Below are 17,957 nucleotides of genomic sequence, written 5' to 3' on the forward strand. Positions count from 1 at the left end.
TATGCATAAACGAGTTCATGCTTAAGCGAGCGCGGATACTAACATCACATTCAAATCTGAGCAAGTCAGAAGCCCATCTCAAAGTGAATTTCCTTCGATAAATGATTCGTTTGGAGATAAAACGTTCACTAACTCTTATTTCCCTCATTTTATCTCCTTTTAGATTGCCAATCTTCTCTATTTATAGTGCTACTAAATCATCAAGTTAATGAACGGAAAATGAATGTTTGCCTAAGACTTGGTTAAGGCTTGGTTAGTTATTCTCAATGCTAATCAAACAGCAGAATGAATAGGTGAAGTTATGGAACCAGTAAGCATTGTCGTTATTACACTAAACGAAGAGAAACGAATTGGGCGCTTGATGGAAGGGTTGAGTGTGCAAACCCACCAAGAGTTCGAAGTAATTGTCGTCGACTCCAATAGTGAAGATAACACCAGAGATGTCGCCCAAGCTTATGAAAGCGCCTTGCCAGAGCTGACCGTGCATCATATGGAAGAGCGTGGTGTGAGTTTAGGCCGAAACACTGGCGCTTCTTTGGCTAAGCACTCGAGAATCCTATTTTTAGATGCCGATGTTAGCTTGCCTCGTAACTTCTTAGCAAAAGCGCTCTACGAACTTGATGAAAGGAAGCTGGAAGTGGCTGGCGTGTACATGAGCTCTAAGGGGTTACCTTTAGTGCATAAATTAGGTTACGGGCTGTTCAACGCTGGTTTGCTTACGACCCAATACTTTTTCCCTACAGCAGTTGGTGCTTGTATTTTCTCGACCAAACGAGTGCATCAAGAAATAGGTGGCTTTGATGAAGCTATTGTCCTTTGTGAAGATTGTGATTACGTGAAAAGAGCCAGCAAGACTTGGCGTTTTCGCTTCCTTAACATGACTTTTGGATTCGACCCTAGAAGGCTTGATCAAGATGGGATCATGAAAACCGGCATGACTTATTTTAAAGCCAATGTACGACGCTTTTTCTCTGGTGAGATGCGTAACAATGAAATGAAATACAAGTTCGGACACTATAACGAGCAATAAGCGCTGGGGTTGAAATGTTTGAAGGAATAGGACTTTTCTTAGGGGCGTTAGGTGATGCATTGATTGGCCCCAACTTGTTTGTGCCCGGTGAGCCCTTCTTCATCGCAGCAGGATACCAAGCGTATTCGGGTGCTTGGTCTGCGTTGGTGCTTGTGATGCTTGGCGGGCTATTGGGTGACCAGTTGAGTTATTTGATTGGTTACCGATACGGCGCGAAAGCACAGCGTAAACTGATCAAGTTTCGCCCTAAAACCAGAAGGCTGATTGCGCGTTGCCGGTACTTGATTGCTCGTAAGGGAACCTATCTCATATTATTCGCCCGTCTGTTAGGGCCTATTGCATGGGTTGTGCCATTCATTGCCGGTTCTCATCGTGTACCGTGGCGCAGTTTTAGCGTATTAGCTTTGTTTGGACTTATTCTTGGCGGCGGACAATTTATCGCTTGGGGCATGTTATTGGCGCATGGCGTCGAGAGCTTTCCTTTGTTTAATAGCGTTAAGATATTCCTCGCTGAACACCAAAGCTTAATACTTGGCGCATTTGCCGTTTTAGTCGTGACGATCATTGGTTATAGAATGAAATGGCGATACCTGATGCTGAAATCGAGTGCCTTGTTGTTAGCATCAGTATTGTATGCGAATTACGCGCATTTCTTTTGGAAAGCGGATGATTTTTTAACTCAGCAAGCATCAGAAGAGGTCGCTTCTATAGACCTTGAGCAAGTGACATATAAGGCATTTCCCGGCTTGTCTCCAATCTATGACGCGCAAGCGATCAATGTTGTTTACGTTGGGGAGTCACCGCGTGAATTGATGAATCAGCTCGGTTGGATAGAGAATCAAACCTTCTCTCGTAATGAGATTGAATGGACCGGTTATCTCGCGTTGTTGAAAGAGAAAACGCCGCCAGTGTCGGATTTATATTGGCGAAACAAGCCACAAGATATGGCCTTTCAATTGCCGGGGAACCTGATGAAAAGAAGCCATATTCGTTGGTGGAATGCAGGGCTTGATCATAATAGCAATCGACCTAAGTGGTTAGGCGCGATCAGCTACGATGATGGTCTTAAAGTGACCCCGTACTCTGGTATTGTCACCATTCTCCATCGGGTTGACCCTAATGTGGATGAAGAGCGCGATAGGTTGGCAGAACAAATAAAATCGCTTTATCCGAGTCTAGGTATCGCGAATGTGCCGCTTGCTAAGGCTGAGGTGATGAGTGATAAGAATGACTACTATACTGATGGCAACATACTCATGATTGGGGCGAGTTCCTATGGTTTTGACGAACAGAAATTGGAAGTCGCAGCCAATGACATATAGACACCCGGATTAACACATCACACTCTACTTTTCGCATCCTCAGATTATCCCATTGAGCCTTGTTTAAACACTTCTTAACATAATGCTCAGTGGGAAGCTTCACCACTGTTCTGCTCCAAATCAAAGTCCTTATTCCGCAATAATATCTCTGCCTTTGTCTATGCTAATAAGGTGCTATTAAGAAGCACAAGCTAAGGACAAAGTTATGCAAATGAATCCGATTGGTTGGTTTGAAATTTACGTCGACGATATGATGCGAGCGAAGGCTTTTTATGAGGCTGTGTTTAATGTCACTCTCGATAAGCTAGATGTTGAAGCGGAAATGGATGTTGAAATGTGGGTGTTTCCTTGTGATATGGACAGCTACGGCGCTACAGGTGCGCTGTGTTATATGTCTCATGTCAAAGCTGGCGGCAACAGCACTATGGTCTATTTCTCTTGTGAGGATTGTGCGACAGAAGCAAGTCGAGCCGAAGAAAATGGTGGAGCTTTACAAGTGCCGAAAATGGCCATTGGGCAGCATGGTTTTATCAGTATTGTGAGTGATAGTGAAGGCAACATGATAGGGCTTCACTCTATGCAATAATTGGCGGTTGTCTGTGATTGGCTATGATCGGATTGAATAAGGTCTGACTGACCATGGACGCGCTGGTTATGTTGAAGATGTAGCTGTTCAATACAATGGTGTATTGGTAGAAAAAAGCAGGAGTTTGCAAAATTGTGCAAACTCCTGCTTTTATGTCTGGTTTAGTTTTAATGCGCCGCTTAGCTTTTATGTTCCGATTAAGAGCTTTATACGACTTTAGACACCTTCAGAACAAGAGAGGCTTTCAAGCCGCCCATTGAGCTTTTGCCCAAAGTTAAGCTGCCACGATAGCTGTGTGCCATCTCATTCACGATGTTAAGCCCTAAGCCTGTACCTGGTGTGGTTTCATCAAGACGTACGCCTCGCTTGGTTACCTGTTCGAGCTTCTCTTCTGGGATGCCTTTACCGTCATCTTCAATAATCAATTCGACATTACCGTCGGCAAGTTCATTGGCGTGTACGCGAATAATGCTGCCTGCCCACTTGTAGCTGTTTTCGAGCAGGTTTCCGACCATCTCATCAAGGTCGGTTTTTTCTACCGCGACCTCAAGTTCAGAGTCCAACTCGTTGATCATGGTGACGTCGTTAGCCGCGTAAACTTTATCAAATGCCATCGCGATAGCTTCAACACGCTCACAAGGTGATGACTTCACTGAAAGGATGTTCATCGCCCCTGCCATGCGTGCGCGGCCAAGGTGGTAATCGATTTGGCTTTGAATTTGATGAATCGGTTGCTGTAACAGTTTTTTCTCGTTGTCTGGCAGCATTTCGATTTCGTTTTTAAGAACCGATAACGGTGTTTTTAACGCATGAGATAAGTTGCCCGCGTGGTTACGAGCTCGTTCCAACAATTCTTGGTAATGGAAGAGTAGGGCATTGAGGTCAGAAACTAATGGAGAAACCTCTTTCGGGTAGTTGTCGCTTAACCCTTGTTGTTCGCCTTTTCTTAGCATCACCAGTTCACGCTGCATTTTACTCAGTGGCAGTAGCGACCAACTGACTTGAATACCAATCAACATCAGTACGCCAACAAACAACAGCATCAGAATTAACCATACTTGGCCAGTCAATTCCGTAAGGGTCGACTCTAATGGATCTTCATCAATACCTATGGTGATCGTGATAGGGTCGGTGAGCTCAGGCAGGTAGATATCTTGCTCGATATAAATCAGTCTCTCTTTCTCTGGCCCTTTGATGGATGTGTGAATCGGCGAACGCTTGATGGTGAGATCTTTGTCCCACAGAGAACGAGAACGAATGATCTGTTCTTGAGTCGCCGCGCGCCAATAAAGACCACTGTAAGGTTGGTTGAACCTAGGGTCAGACAAGCGCTCTGCCATAATTAGGTTGCCGTTTGAGTTAGTTTCAATATTGGCGGTTAGCTCGTCCATGGTGAGGCTGAGCTGTTGCTTCATATCGTCGACGAGATAATCATTAACCAGTTTTGGTATACCGATACCCGCCGCTAATATCATGGCACCTAACCAAAAAGCCGCAGCGAGGAGCAAGCGGCTTTTTAGACTGATGTTTTTAAGTGTTCTTTTTTTTAGATTCATACGTTACCAGCCTGTCTTTGCTCATCTTGTTATCAGAACTACGATGATCAACACAGGCTATCCACTTAATTGATGATTGCACTTATTATTGGTGATGGCGCTAAATTGACGACAGCACTATTCAGCATTGAGTTGGTAGCCAAGGCCACGAACGGTTTTGATGATCTTTGGTGCGATTTTTTTACGGATACGCCCGATGAAAACTTCCACCGTATTAGAGTCACGGTCGAAATCTTGCTTGTAGATATGTTCCACCAATTCTGTACGTGAGATAACCTTGTTCTGGTTATGCATGAAGTAAGCAACCACTTTGTATTCCAATGCTGTTAGGCTAACTGCCTGACCTTGCCAAAGTACTTTAGAGCTTCGAGTGTCTAGGCTTAAATCACCAATTTGAAGAACAGGAGCAGCACTACCAGACGCACGACGTAATTGCGCACGAATGCGAGCAATCAACTCAACCATTTCGAAAGGCTTTGTTAGGTAGTCATCTGCGCCTGCGTTTAAGCCTTCAACACGTTGAGTAAGAGTGTCACGCGCACTTAAGATAACGACTGGCGTATTGATGTTTTCATCTCGAATGCCTTTTAACACAGTTAAGCCATCCAGTTTCGGTAAGCCTAGGTCGAGAACGATGGCATCCCACTCCTCCGATGTCGCACGGTAGAGTGCGTCGATACCGTCTTGAGAAAGTTCTGGAACCCAGTCGGCTCCCTCAAGAGTTTCTAGAATTTGTTGGCCCAAGCGAGGTTCGTCTTCAACGACTAAAATTTTCATAATTGTTCTTCTTAATTCTTGTAATGACTGTGCGTTGTGCTTAATTGCTCGTCGTGATTAATAGTGTCTTTAAAGTTGCGGCTCTTAATTATTCGCCGTGTTTAATTGCGTCTTTAAAGTTTCGGCCTTTAATCATGAGCATCTCTAACGTCTCGGCGTTGTATTCGACTTTGATGATGTTGTTTTGGTAATTAATTTTTAGTTCATAAACCCAAATATCATCGTCTTCTTCTAGTTCTACTTTAATGATTCGACCATGAAGATCGTTCTCAACGGCCGCATACATTTCTGAGAACGGGCGAATATAGCCTTCGCGTACGGCTTCGTAGACTTCGTCTTGATCTTCTTCAAATTCGATACGAGTTCCTGCTTTATGAACATCTTGCACTAAGTCATGACCATTATGATGTGAGTCGGCCCATGCACCAGCAGAAACAAATAAGCCTAAGCTTATAGAAAACAAAGAAATCATAGCTTTACTAAACATAGCGAATCCTAGAGAAGGTTGATAGCGTTCAGTATAAAAAAGTAATTCTGAACAGAAAGTGAACCTGATAAATAATGAGAATTTGATACCTAAAAACTTAACGCTGCTGTAGTTCGTCTTCGAATATCTTGTCTCTCATTTTCCAAAAGCGTCCCACTTTACGCGCAATCACGAATTGAGGCGGTCGGAATCGATGTTGGTGAGCAACCACTTTACTTGGTGAAGCTTCTTCAAATGGTCGGTGTCTGTCGGCAAGGTGAGGGCGAACAAACTGATCCTTGAAGTTTTGTTTTTGTTTCTTGGTGGTTAATGACCAGAACTCATGTACTTGTGCTTGGTTTTCACCTCGGTAGGTAACCTTAAGTTGTGATTTGCCTTTGTCGTCCTTGAGAACATTAAGGTCCATCTCTAAACACTCAAACACCAACGCATCTTTTAGGTTTAACGCTTCTTTCAGCTTTTTGTCTGGATCAACTAAGGTTGCATCACACTCATGACAAATGCGTGCGGCAATGTCGTTATCGGCGCCGCACTCACCGCAATACTTTGCGCGAAAACGATAGTTACAGTGCTCGCGTTCGCCCGTGTCTTCATCGGTAAAGTAGCCTTGGCATTTGCGGCCAAAGTGCTCAAGTAAGAATCCGTTGCTGTCTAGCTTGCCCCAAAAGTTATTATTGAAGCCGCAAGCAGGGCAAGGAATGGTGATGATCTCACTGTCGGAATCAGGTTTTGGGTCACCCACTTCAGGTTGGTAAAGGTCGTAACTGTTGCCTGCATAGTCGAGCACTAAACACTCTTTTTTACCTGGAGACAAGCGCAGGCCACGGCCGACGATTTGTTGGTACAAACTAATGGATTCAGTTGGGCGCAAAATCGCGATTAAATCGACATGCGGTGCATCAAAACCTGTGGTTAATACCGATACGTTGACCAAGAACTTGATTTTACGTTCTTTGAAGTCACTGATGATTTGGTCACGTTCGAGTGTCGGTGTGTCACCGATTACAATTGATGATTCACCTTCCGGTAGTAAGCCAAGGATCTCTTGTGCATGTCGAACGGTGGCAGCAAATACCATGATACCAAGCTTGTCTTTGGCCAGTTCAATGATTTGGTCGACAATCTGCGGAGTGGCGCGTTTAGACTGCTCGATCACCATATCGAGTTCGGCTTCTTTATATCGACCAGTGCTTGCTGGCTTCAGTTGGGAAAAGTCATAGCTCAATACAGGCGCGTCGATCATGCGTGCTGGTGTGAGAAAGCCTTCGTCCAACAAATAGCGAATTGGCAGTTCGAAAATACAATCTCTGAAAAAACGTGGCTCTTCAGAGCGAACTTGGCCACGTGTGTGATATTGGTAAAGCCACCCCATACCAAGACGATAAGGGGTCGCGGTCAATCCAAGCACCTTTATACCCGAATTATTTTCACGTAAGTGAGTGATCACTTTTTGGTAGCTGCTGGTCTTTTCATCTGGCACGCGGTGGCATTCGTCGATAACCAATAACGAGAACTGATTGGAGAATGAGTCGAGGTTTCGAACTACCGATTGAACTGAAGCAAACACCACTTGTTGGTCTGTCTCTTTTCGCCCTAAACCGGCAGAGAAAATTGAACCTTTTAGCCCATAACCTTCATACTTTTCATGGTTTTGCTCAACGAGCTCTTTTACGTGTGCAAGCACTAGAACACGACCTTTAGCAAGCCTTGCTAGCTCTGCAATTACCAGGCTTTTTCCTGCGCCTGTCGGCAACACAAGAACAGCCGGTGTTTGGTGTTTTCTGAAGTAATGAATCACTGATTTTACTGAGTCAGCTTGGTACGGGCGGAGTGTATACATATCGTGTCTTGTAAGATGAAAAACAAATAGTGTGAAATAGCTCAACTAATTGAGCAAAGGTGACTATAATACCCGACTTAGATTAGTTGAGGTATTCATGCGTTTAGATAAATTTCTGTGCGATGCGTTAGGCGTCACTCGAAGAGAAGCAACACACTTATTAAAATCAAAAGCAGTGACAGTAAATGATGTCATTCAAAAAAGCGGTTCACTCAAGATAACTGAAGAGTGCGTTGTGGAATGGCAAGGTAATGAACTGAATGTTCACGGCCCACGTTACATCATGCTTTACAAGCCAGAAGGCTTTGTTTGCTCGCATGAAGATGGCTCAAATCGCACTGCGTTTGAATTGCTTGATGAAATCAAAATGGACAAGCTGCACTTTGCAGGTCGTCTAGATGTTGATACGACTGGTCTTGTCTTAATGACTGACGACGGTAAGTGGTCTCATCGTATTACGTCGCCAAAGCACAAGTGCGAAAAAATGTACCGTGTATGGCTTGTTGAGCCTGTTGAAGCGGATTATGTTGAAAAATTCAAAGAGGGCATCCAGCTTAAGAGCGAAGATGGCCTAACACTTCCTGCACACCTTGAAGTACGTGCAGAGCGAGAAGTATTGCTAACGATTCACGAAGGCAAGTACCACCAAGTAAAACGCATGTTTGCAGCACTTGGTAACAAGGTAGAAGCACTGCACCGTGAACGTATTGGTGAAATCGAGATGGACGAATCTTTAGAGTTGGGTGAATACCGTTACCTAACACAAGAAGAAGTCGACTCTATCTGGAAGTAATCTTTTCTACCGTAGATGTGGCCGACCAAGGATAGCGTCGGCTGATTATTTTGACTGGTACTAGGACAGTTTCAGCCATTATTACTATATGTTCATGTATGTGTGCGCATATTCGTGTATTGCTATGTATATATTGCTGCGTGCATGCTGGTGCTCACATAGAACTTAGTACTTAGTCGGAGAGTTATGCAAACGTCTACCTCACAGACCCCAAGCTCACAACCACAAACGCCTCAGTTAGGTTGGATGCTATTTTTGGTTCTGGGCGCTATTGGTGCTTTGACACCACTCGCCATCGATATGTACCTACCCGCAATGCCAACGATCGCCAAAGATCTCGGCGTGACAGCGGGTGAAGTGCAAATCACACTCACAGCGTACACCGCAGGCTTCGCTTTAGGTCAGTTGTTACATGGCCCGTTAGCCGACAGTTATGGTCGCAAGCCCGTTCTACTGATTGGTGTATTCTTCTTTGCGATAGCCTCTGTCGTGAGTGCAACCACTCATGGTATTGAAGCGTTAACGTTAGTTCGTACGGCTCAAGGTTTTGCAGGTGCTGCGGCAGCGGTAATTATCCAAGCGGTTGTGCGTGATATGTTCGACCGTGAAGATTTCGCAAGAACCATGTCGTTCGTTACCTTAGTGATGACGGTTGCGCCATTAGTCGCCCCTATGATTGGTGGCTATTTGGCATTGTGGTTTGGTTGGCGTTCAATCTTTTGGGTGTTGGCTATTTTTGCGGTGATCGTGATTCTCGCGGTTATCATCAAAATCCCCGAGACACTGCCTGTCGAAAATCGTCAGCCATTACGCTTTAAAACGACGATTCACAATTACGCTCGTTTGTGTAAAAACCCGACGGTTATGGGGTTGATTTTCTCAGGTGCATTCTCATTCTCTGGGATGTTTGCATTCTTAACCGCAGGCTCTTTTGTCTACATTGATATCTATGGCGTACGTCCTGACTTGTTCGGTTACCTGTTTGGCTTGAACATTGTTGCCATGATTCTGATGACAACCATCAATGGTCGAATTGTTAAGAAGGTCGGTTCTCATACGATGCTGAGAGCAGCGCTGGTTATTCAATTACTGGCGGGTTTAGGCTTACTTGTCGGGTGGGCGTTGGACTTAGGACTTTGGGGTATTGTGCCGTTTGTGATGCTATTTATTGGCACCATTTCTACTATCGGCAGTAACTCTATGGGTCTATTGCTCAGTGGTTATCCAAACATGGCGGGCACGGCTTCATCGCTTGCGGGAACATTAAGATTTGGTACTGGTTCTGTCGTTGGGGCTATCGTTGCGATGCTGCCAAGTGACAGTGCTGGGTCTATGGCTATGGTAATGGCTGCGTGTGCAGTAATGTCAGCATTACTATATTGGACATTAGGAAAGAAGGCATAATGTCAAAATACTATATTGAAATTCAGAAGTTAGTGAATGATGCATTGGGCGAGCTTTACGCTCTGCATAAAGCAGGCAAAGCGATTGATGCGCCTATTGCGAACAACCTTTATTTAGTTCGTTGGGTAACGAAGGCGATTAAGGCTCAGTCTTATGATCGTGTGATTGTTCCTGATTTGGTGCGTTGGCAGAAGCAGGGGCGTTCAAAAGGCAACAACTCTGATTTAACCTTTACGTTCAAACGTATCTCTGCGTTTTACGGTAAATTCTTCCCTGAAGGCGAAGAACCAAAAGCATTGAAAGACAGCGACGTTGAAGCGTTTATGGACAAGATGTACGAGATGGGTTGGAGCGTATCGAGTGAAGATGAGCTGACGACTGGCGGCAAAATTCAGTTCTTCACTGATGGTGAGCACTCTTTTGCACTTTGTGGCAAACAGTGTGATGACTCGTTCGACGGTGAATTGATGGTAAAACCAATGAACTGGTTTGTTCGTGGTAACCACGCTGAGTTTATTCAAGCAGCGATGGAAGCAGGTTTCATGCTTCACAAAGTCACTGACTACAAGTCAGCGGTGAAGTACCACGGTGAATACATTGTTTACCCTGCCAACCAAGGCAACCAGCTAGCTGAGATCCCAATTAGCGTTGTCGGCTAACGGATAGATACGAGATGCGAGATGACTGATACGAAGAGCCACTTACTCGCATCTTTTTTATCTTTTCTCATTAGTCACGGGTATCCCGCAACTGCTTTTAGTCTTTTCGCATCCCGCTACTCGAATCCCGAATCTGTTTTTAGTCTTTTCGCATCTCGACACTCGAATCCCGTATCTGCTCTAATCCTGCTCTTTAGCTTGCTTCTCAATCGCCTTCACCATGCCTTTAAAGATAAACAGGTGAGCAGGCATCATTGCGAACCAATAGAGTAGACCTAGAAAGCCTTTTGGATGCCACCAAGCTGATATGTTCAGTTCGCGAGACTCTCCATGGTCAGACACAGTAATCTCCAGTCGTCCTAACCCGGGGCCTTTCATTCCGAAAAGCAGGGATAAAAATTGATTCTCTTCGCAACGAATGACTTTCCAAGAATCGATTTTGTCACCGACTTTTAGATTCGGCCCTTCTGGCATTTGACGAACCGGAATGCCGCCACCAAATAAAACGTCCATCCATTCGCGTGTGCGCCATAATACGTTACCGAAGAAGTAACCCTGTTTTGGGCTTCCTATCTGCTGTGCAACATGCCAGAGCGATTCTAATGATGCTGTCGACGTGATACTTGCACCTGTTTTCTTAGGGTAATAACCATAGCCAGCTTGCCAGCGCTTAAAGGCTGCTTTGTCAAAGCCCCACACATTACTCTTTACGAAGTTACCTTCAGAATGAATAGCTTGTTCAACCATGTTTTCGAACGAGATAAGCTTCTGAGGGTACTTTTCTCTAATGGTGGTCGAACTGGCAATAAAGTCGTGCTTTAAGCCCGCGAGAAGCGCTCTGCCTATATTTGACGGGACAGAGGTCACCACGCCTAGCCAATAAGACGCAATTTGTGGTGTGAGTAGTGATGTCGCCCAGAGTCGAAGAGGGCGATCCGCTGTTTTGGCAATGTGTGCAAATTGATTTCGATAAGAGACAATATCAGGCCCGCCAACCTCGAAGGTTTGATTGTCGCTTGGCGTGTCATGTGCGAGTTTTAGCAAGTAGTGGTTTAGGTTCTGTAATGCTATTGGATTCGCTTTGGAATCAACCCATTTTGGCGCAATCATGATGGGTAGGTTGTAAACAAAGTCTCGCATAATTTCGAATGCTGCTGAGCCGGGGCCAATGATGACGCCTGCTTGAAGTTCGGTTACCGGTACTGGTCCTTTACGAAGCAGTTCTCCGGTTTGTTTTCTCGCTTGAAGGTGCTCTGAATCACCAGTTTGAGGCTGAAGAGAACTTAAGTAGATCACGTGTTGATTATTTGGCTCAAGAGCCGAAACAAAGTTACGTGCGAGGTTCAGTTCGTAGTCAATAAAATCGTGGCCTTCAGCCATTCCATGCACGAGAAAGAAAATAAGGTCAAAGTCAGGGACGAGCGCTTGAGTCGCAGCTTGATCGGCAAGATCAAGATATACGAGCGATAGGTTATCGTGAGGCTCGGTTCGTGCTTTTAAATAGTCGATATGCCTTGCTGCTGCGGTGACTTGATAGCCTTGTTCAAGCAGGAGAGGGAGGAGCTGCGAACCAACATATCCAGAAGCGCCTAAAACCAGTACTTTCTTCATTGTTACTCCATTTATATCTGTGGTTAAAAACCGAACATTGATATAATAGCGCGATATTTATCTTTATTCATCAATACGTTCCGTTTAGGTCTCTCTATATGTTGCTCTCTTCAATTATCCATCACACTCGAGGTGATTTTGTTCGTAGGCTTATTGCGATTGCTTTGCCTATCACCTTGCAGAGCATTATGTTCTCAAGTCGAGGCCTTGTGGATGTATTGATGTTAGGCCAATTGGGTGAAGCTGATATCGCTGCGGTGGGTGTGGCGAGTAGAGCCATGTTTGTCACGACCATTATGCTGGTGGGTGTGACCACGGGTGGTGCGTTATTGACTGCGCAATATTGGGGAGCTGGCAATAAACAGGGCGTCAGAGAAAGTACGGCGTTAACTTGGTTGGTTTCAACACTGTTTGCATTGCTGACTATTGTGTTCTTTGTATCATTCCCAAGTCAAATCATGGGTGTGGCGACCGACTCACAAGAGGTTATCAGCCTTGGTGTTGACTACATCGTTATCACCTCATTTAGCATGTTAGCCGTATCGTGTGTGAGTAGTATGGCCGTTGGCCTAAGAGCGATGCACAGGCCTGGCTTGAGTACATTCTTTAGTGGTATCGGAATTTTATCGAATGTATTTCTAAACTGGGTTTTGATTTTTGGTAACTTGGGCTTTCCTGCCCTAGGAATCAAAGGTGCAGCGATTGCGACGGTATTAAGTGGTGCAATCGAAGTCGTTACCTTGTTTGGCTACCTTTATTTCTCTAAGCATTTACTGGCTTTCAAGTTCTGCGATATAAAAGCGGCAGCTTCGATCGAGAAAGTGGTTCGCTTCTTAAAGTTATCGCTGCCGACGACGTTTAACTTCTTAGCATGGGCTGGTGGCTTATTTGCTTACCACGCGATCATGGGGCAATCGGGTGTCCAAGGTCTGGCTGCACTTTCAGTGATGACGCCAGTAGAGTCTATCTCATTGAGTTTACTGATTGGCCTTTCGAATGCAGCGGCGGTTCTGGTGGGTAATCAGCTTGGCGCGAAGAACAATGAAGCGGTTTACTATCAGGCACTAGGTTTAACGATTCTGTGTTTCTTGACCAGTATCGTGGTCGCGATTTTCCTCTACTTCGTACAAACGCCAATACTGAACGCCTTTAGCGCTTTGACAGAAGAAACCCGAGTGCTTTCGGAGAAGTTCATTCTGATTCTCAGCGTGGGTATTGTTATTCGTTCGGTACCGCTGACTGTCATTGTTGGTGTGTTGAGAGCGGGCGGTGATGTGAAGTTCTGTCTCTATCAAGATGTGATTGCTCAGTGGGTGATCGGTATTCCGCTAGCTGCGATTGCGGCTATCTATCTTAAGTTTCCACCTGAGTGGGTATATCTGCTTTTCCTCACTGAAGAAGTGCTGAAGTGGGGTGGGTCGCTTTATCGTATGAAAACAAGAAAATGGATTAAAAACTTAATAGGAAGTTGAAGTAGGGCGCACCAATCGCATCACTTTATCGTTGGCATGTGATCTATCTTTCAAAATACTTCCTCCTAACAGGGAATTAGTGTAGATTCTCCTTCCAAATTCTAACTAATGTGAGCTGTTTAATGTTAAAGCTGTCAGACCTATGTAAAGGCTATGTCGACGGGGGGGAATTTCACCCTGTTTTGCAAGGTGCTGAATTAACATTAAACCAAGGTGACCAGCTGGCATTAATGGGAGAAAGCGGTTCTGGTAAAAGTACATTACTGAATCTTATTGCGGGTCTAGACCTAGCAGACTCAGGCGAAATCGCTTTCCCAAACTTCAATATGCACGATTCGACAGAACGTAATCGTACTGCTTATCGTCGAAACAACATTGGTCATATCTTCCAGCAATTCAACTTGCTACCAACGCTTAATATTGCCGACAACATTCGTTTTTGCCGTCAATTAAAAGGCTTACCTGAAGACAAGGGGCTTTGGCGACAAATCCTTTCTGCTTTAGACCTTATGCCTTTGCTTGGACGTTACCCTGAAGAAGCTTCTGGTGGCCAGCAACAACGTGCGGCCATTGCTCGCGCTTTGTACATGGAACCTAAAATTCTATTAGCCGATGAGCCGACAGGTAGTTTAGATGAACGTAACGCTGAAGCAGTAATGCGCTTGCTCACCTCTTTAGCCCGTGAACTGGAATGTACTTTGTTGCTGGTTACTCACAGTGAAAAAGTGGCACAGCATATGGACGGACGTATTCGTCTACAGGGAGGGCAACTGCATGTTATGGCCCGTAGTTAAGGCGCTACTCGGTCATTATCGACGTTACCCACTTCAGATTATCTTGGTATGGCTTGGTTTAACCCTTGGCGTATCATTATTGGTTGGTGTTACTGCAATCAACCAGCACGCCAAGCAGAGCTATACTCACGGCGAAAAACTGTTTTCGAATCCTCTTCCATATCGTATTCGTCCCAAACATAACGCCAATAAGATCCCTCAAGGTTTTTATATCCAGCTACGCCGTGAAGGCTTTCAACAGTGTTCTCCTTTTGATCACCACCGTATCACTGATGAAAATGGCGCAAACTTTATGCTTATTGGCTTGGACCCAGTGTCTATGCTTCAGTTGCATCCTGGCGTTGCGCTAAAAGATCTCACAACATTAAACCTAATGAAGCCGCCGTATCCAATCCTTGTCAGCGATGATCTTGCTGAACATATGGAATGGAAGAATGGTGACTATATTCCTCTTCTCGACGGCTCTGAACTTGGGCCCGTTGTTGTTGATCAAAACGACCTCATTAACGGCACGCGATTGATCGCAGATATCTCGCTACTAAGAATGTTGAAACGTAGCGCTGGACTGTCTGTTATTGCTTGTTCAGATATGCCACCAGAGAAGTTAGAACGTCTTAAGAACATGTTGCCTAATGGACTGACGATTTCTCGCAGTTCAAAAGCTGAATTGGAATCTCTAACCAGTGCTTTCCATCTAAACTTAACCGCGATGGGTATGCTGTCGTTTGTCGTGGGCTTGTTTATCTTCTATCAAGCGATGTCATTGTCATTTATTCAACGTCAGCCACTGGTTGGAATATTAAGGCAGACTGGTGTGTCAGGTTGGCAACTGGCTAAAGCTCTATGTTTAGAACTCTTAATTTTAGTGCTAGTGAGTTGGGTGTGCGGCAATATCTTCGGTGTCATGCTTGCTAACCAACTGTTACCTGCCGTGTCTTCAAGCTTAGGCGACCTTTATGACGCCAATGTGGGTTTGACCATCAATTGGAATTGGCGCTGGAGCGGTTATAGCTTAATGATGGCCTTACTGGGTGCCTTCCTAGCTTGCGCTTGGCCGTTGGTTCGCTTACTCAAATCTCAACCTATTCGTTTGTCATCACGCTTATCTTTGATGCGCTTTGCGGGTACGGAATTTACTTGGCAGGCATTGATTGGCTGTGGCTTCTTAGTCGCTGCTGTAGCCGTTTATCAAGCGCCACAAACGCAAGAGTCTGGCTTTGCTATCATCGCGTTGATGCTTGTGAGTGTGGCTCTGTTTACACCGTTCTTGATGTGGAAGCTGTTCAATAGCTTGTCCTATTCATTACGTTGGGTTCGTGCTCGTTGGTTCTTCGCTGATGCAGCATCAAGTATGAGTTACCGTGGCGTTGCTACCATGGCCTTTATGCTGGCGTTATCAGCGAATATTGGCGTTGAAACCATGGTCGGTAGCTTTAGAGACACCACCGATAAATGGTTAACTCAACGTTTGGCCGCAGACCTTTACATCTATCCGACCAACAACGCGGCTGCTCGCATGAGTAACTGGTTGTCAGAACAGCCTGAAGTTGATTCAGTGTGGTGGCGTTGGGAAAAAGATGTCTCATCAGCTAAGGGTAGCATCCAAGTAGTCAGTACAGGGCCTTCAGAAGGCGAGCTAGAAGCGCTGACCATCAAGCTCGGCATTCCAAACTATTGGTATCATTTACATCATTCTAAAGGGGTATTGATCAGCGAATCAATGTCTCTCAAGTTGGGTATTCGTCCGGGCGACTATATCGATCTGCACGACAGTCTTGGCTCTGGTTGGCAGGTTGTCGGCGTTTATTATGATTATGGTAATCCATACCATCAAGTCATGATGTCGCATCGCAATTGGCTATATGGGTTTGCAGGCCGGGGCAATGTTGGATTAGGCGTTATATTAAAAGACGACGTGAATGCCATTGGTTTACGCAGTCGTTTGGAAAGTGTCTTCAGACTAGGGTCTGAACGTATCTTTGATAACAACAATATTCACAGCCAAGCAATGCGTGTCTTCGATAGAACCTTTGCGATTGCTGATACGCTGGGTAACATTACCTTAGTGATTGCTGTATTTGGTATCTTCTTCGCGACCGTCGCGGGTGAAGTCTCTCGCCAAAGGCATATCTCACTTCAACGCTGTTTAGGGGTCTCAGCCAAAGAGCTGATATTTACCGGAAGCCTACAGTTGTTTGTGTTCGGGCTTATTTCATCTTTGATTGCAGTGCCATTAGGTTTAGCGTTAGCAAGTTTGATCGTTGATATTGTTATTAAGCAATCTTTTGGGTGGTCACTCGAGTTACAGGTGATTCCATGGGATTACTTAGTGACTTTTGCGTGGGCGATGGCAGCATTAATGCTCGCTGGTGCTTTACCAGTGATGAGAATGATCCGAAATACGCCGATGAAGTCATTGAGGGATGCCCTTTAATTATGTTTCAACGCAATGGCTCAAAAAAACTAAGACATCGTTTTGTCTCTTCTATTCTACTGATCAGCTTCTTCGGTGCACTCCTAGGCGTGTGGGCTTATTATTCCTATTTTGTTGACGTAGGTGATAAGGGTATTAACGAAGTTAATTCTGTATTAGTGAGTGAGCACTTTAATGTGTTTGAGCCTGTATTGCCTGACAGAAGTGTTTCTCTACCACATGATTTCCAGTTCCACCCTGAGTTCCAACATGAGTGGTGGCATTACTTCGCTTCTTTAAAAGGGAGTGATGGAAAGAAGTATTCGGTGCAGTGGAGCTTTTTCCGCATCGCGACAGATGAACGCGAAACGCCGGGATGGCAAAGCCCACAAATCTATATTTCCAATGTCGTCATTTCTTCTGACTCTAAAGTATGGAAAGAGCAGCGTTTAGCGCGTGGCGGTATTGGTCAGGCGGGAATGACCAACAGTCCCTTTAGAATCTGGATTGATAACTGGAATTGGCGAGCGCTTGGTAACACGCCGTTTCCGGGGCGACTTCAAGTGAATACGGATACCTTTGGCCTTGAGTTAGATACGGTTGCTAAAGGGCCTTATGTGCTCAATGGCGACAATGGTTATCAGAAAAAGCACGACTTATTGCCTGTTGCTTCTTACAATTTTAGTGCACCTTTCTTATCTTTGACCGGTACATTGCAACTCGATGGCGTTGCCAAGGAAGTTGAAGGAACGGCATGGGTACATAAAGAGTGGGGAAGTGGCTTACTTGGCGTGGGTCAACAAGGGTGGGATTGGTTTGTCTTTAATTTAGATGACGGGACAGCGTTAAGCGTCAATCGTTACCGCCACAATCAGCAGATGCCTTATGTATTTGGTACTCTCGCCACTCGCTCAGGCAAGGTTTTTCAGCTGACTGAATCTGACATTTCTATTAAGCCTTTGCAGAATACAACGTTGCTTAATGGGCGAAGAATGCCTCTTCAATGGATAATTAACGTCCCTGAACACGATATCAACCTCACGACACGCATCAAACGACGAGATATGTGGCTTCCTTTTGTGATTCCGTATTGGGAAGGGCCAATCATGGCAAGTGGCAGTCATGAAGCAACAGGCTTCATGCAACTCACCGGTTACTAAATACACCTAAGGCTATCATTTGATAGCCTTTTTTATATTTGTAGCACCCTCCA

At 45.1% G+C, this 17,957-nt stretch carries 14 protein-coding genes and 1 pseudogene; 10 read left to right on the forward strand and 5 right to left on the reverse strand.

Features of this window, described 5'->3' with window-relative positions:
• Positions 1-301: 301 nt before the first annotated feature.
• The 3 genes from OW495_RS00505 to OW495_RS00515 all read left to right on the forward strand — a co-directional run bounded on the left by OW495_RS00505 (position 302) and on the right by OW495_RS00515 (position 2,938).
• Positions 302-1,030: a glycosyltransferase gene (locus OW495_RS00505; RefSeq protein WP_289884375.1), complete on the forward strand. Its 729-nt coding sequence runs from the start codon at positions 302-304 to the stop codon at positions 1,028-1,030.
• Between the two features lie 14 nt (positions 1,031-1,044).
• The gene (locus tag OW495_RS00510; RefSeq protein ID WP_289884377.1) at positions 1,045-2,352 is read left to right on the forward strand and encodes an LssY C-terminal domain-containing protein; all 1,308 of its coding nucleotides are present in this window, start codon (positions 1,045-1,047) and stop codon (positions 2,350-2,352) included.
• Between the two features lie 205 nt (positions 2,353-2,557).
• On the forward strand, positions 2,558-2,938 hold the full coding sequence (locus OW495_RS00515; RefSeq protein WP_289884379.1) for a VOC family protein: 381 nt from the start codon (positions 2,558-2,560) through the stop codon (positions 2,936-2,938).
• Between the two features lie 206 nt (positions 2,939-3,144).
• On the opposite strand, the gene OW495_RS00520 is transcribed toward OW495_RS00515, so the two are convergent.
• From OW495_RS00520 to OW495_RS00535, 4 genes are all read right to left on the reverse strand, one after another.
• Positions 3,145-4,494 carry an ATP-binding protein gene (locus OW495_RS00520; RefSeq protein ID WP_065103766.1) on the reverse strand — a complete coding sequence of 450 codons (1,350 nt, stop codon included), beginning with the start codon at positions 4,492-4,494 and terminating at the stop codon, positions 3,145-3,147.
• A 117-nt stretch (positions 4,495-4,611) separates the two neighbouring features.
• Positions 4,612-5,271: a response regulator transcription factor gene (locus tag OW495_RS00525; RefSeq protein WP_017111626.1), complete on the reverse strand. Its 660-nt coding sequence runs from the start codon at positions 5,269-5,271 to the stop codon at positions 4,612-4,614.
• Positions 5,272-5,359: 88 nt separating this feature from the next.
• Entirely contained in the window at positions 5,360-5,758 is a 399-nt protein-coding gene (locus OW495_RS00530; protein WP_017108242.1) for a membrane protein, read from the reverse strand.
• Positions 5,759-5,855: 97 nt separating this feature from the next.
• On the reverse strand, positions 5,856-7,598 hold the full coding sequence (locus OW495_RS00535) for a DEAD/DEAH box helicase (RefSeq protein ID WP_017111627.1): 1,743 nt from the start codon (positions 7,596-7,598) through the stop codon (positions 5,856-5,858).
• Positions 7,599-7,695: 97 nt separating this feature from the next.
• Here OW495_RS00535 and rsuA point away from each other — a divergent pair, with 97 nt between their 5' ends.
• The 3 genes from rsuA to OW495_RS00550 all read left to right on the forward strand — a co-directional run bounded on the left by rsuA (position 7,696) and on the right by OW495_RS00550 (position 10,454).
• Complete coding sequence (rsuA, locus tag OW495_RS00540; RefSeq protein ID WP_289884381.1) at positions 7,696-8,391, forward strand: 16S rRNA pseudouridine(516) synthase RsuA; 696 nt, start codon at positions 7,696-7,698, stop codon at positions 8,389-8,391.
• A gap of 186 nt (positions 8,392-8,577) precedes the next feature.
• On the forward strand, positions 8,578-9,795 hold the full coding sequence (locus tag OW495_RS00545) for a Bcr/CflA family multidrug efflux MFS transporter (RefSeq protein WP_289884382.1): 1,218 nt from the start codon (positions 8,578-8,580) through the stop codon (positions 9,793-9,795).
• Positions 9,795-10,454, forward strand: coding sequence for a DUF2913 family protein (locus tag OW495_RS00550; protein WP_017108238.1), 660 nt, complete (start codon positions 9,795-9,797; stop codon positions 10,452-10,454). Before OW495_RS00545 ends, OW495_RS00550 begins: the two co-directional genes overlap by 1 nt.
• 139 nt (positions 10,455-10,593) lie before the next feature.
• Here the strand turns inward: OW495_RS00550 and OW495_RS00555 are convergent.
• Positions 10,594-12,065: pseudogene (locus tag OW495_RS00555) on the reverse strand (DUF2867 domain-containing protein).
• Positions 12,066-12,163: 98 nt separating this feature from the next.
• Here OW495_RS00555 and OW495_RS00560 point away from each other — a divergent pair.
• From OW495_RS00560 to OW495_RS00575, 4 genes are all read left to right on the forward strand, one after another.
• Entirely contained in the window at positions 12,164-13,537 is a 1,374-nt protein-coding gene (locus tag OW495_RS00560) for an MATE family efflux transporter (protein WP_289884389.1), read from the forward strand.
• 122 nt (positions 13,538-13,659) lie between these two features.
• Positions 13,660-14,331, forward strand: coding sequence for an ABC transporter ATP-binding protein (locus OW495_RS00565; RefSeq protein ID WP_017108235.1), 672 nt, complete (start codon positions 13,660-13,662; stop codon positions 14,329-14,331).
• Entirely contained in the window at positions 14,312-16,765 is a 2,454-nt protein-coding gene (locus OW495_RS00570; protein ID WP_102278421.1) for an ABC transporter permease, read from the forward strand. The genes OW495_RS00565 and OW495_RS00570 overlap by 20 nt, the downstream gene beginning before the upstream one ends.
• A gap of 2 nt (positions 16,766-16,767) precedes the next feature.
• Complete coding sequence (locus tag OW495_RS00575; RefSeq protein WP_102338765.1) at positions 16,768-17,904, forward strand: lipocalin-like domain-containing protein; 1,137 nt, start codon at positions 16,768-16,770, stop codon at positions 17,902-17,904.
• Positions 17,905-17,957: the final 53 nt, after the last annotated feature.

Origin of the sequence: Vibrio sp. 14N.309.X.WAT.E.F5 (assembly GCF_030397615.1) — a bacterium.
Classification (GTDB): Bacteria; Pseudomonadota; Gammaproteobacteria; order Enterobacterales; family Vibrionaceae; genus Vibrio; species Vibrio lentus.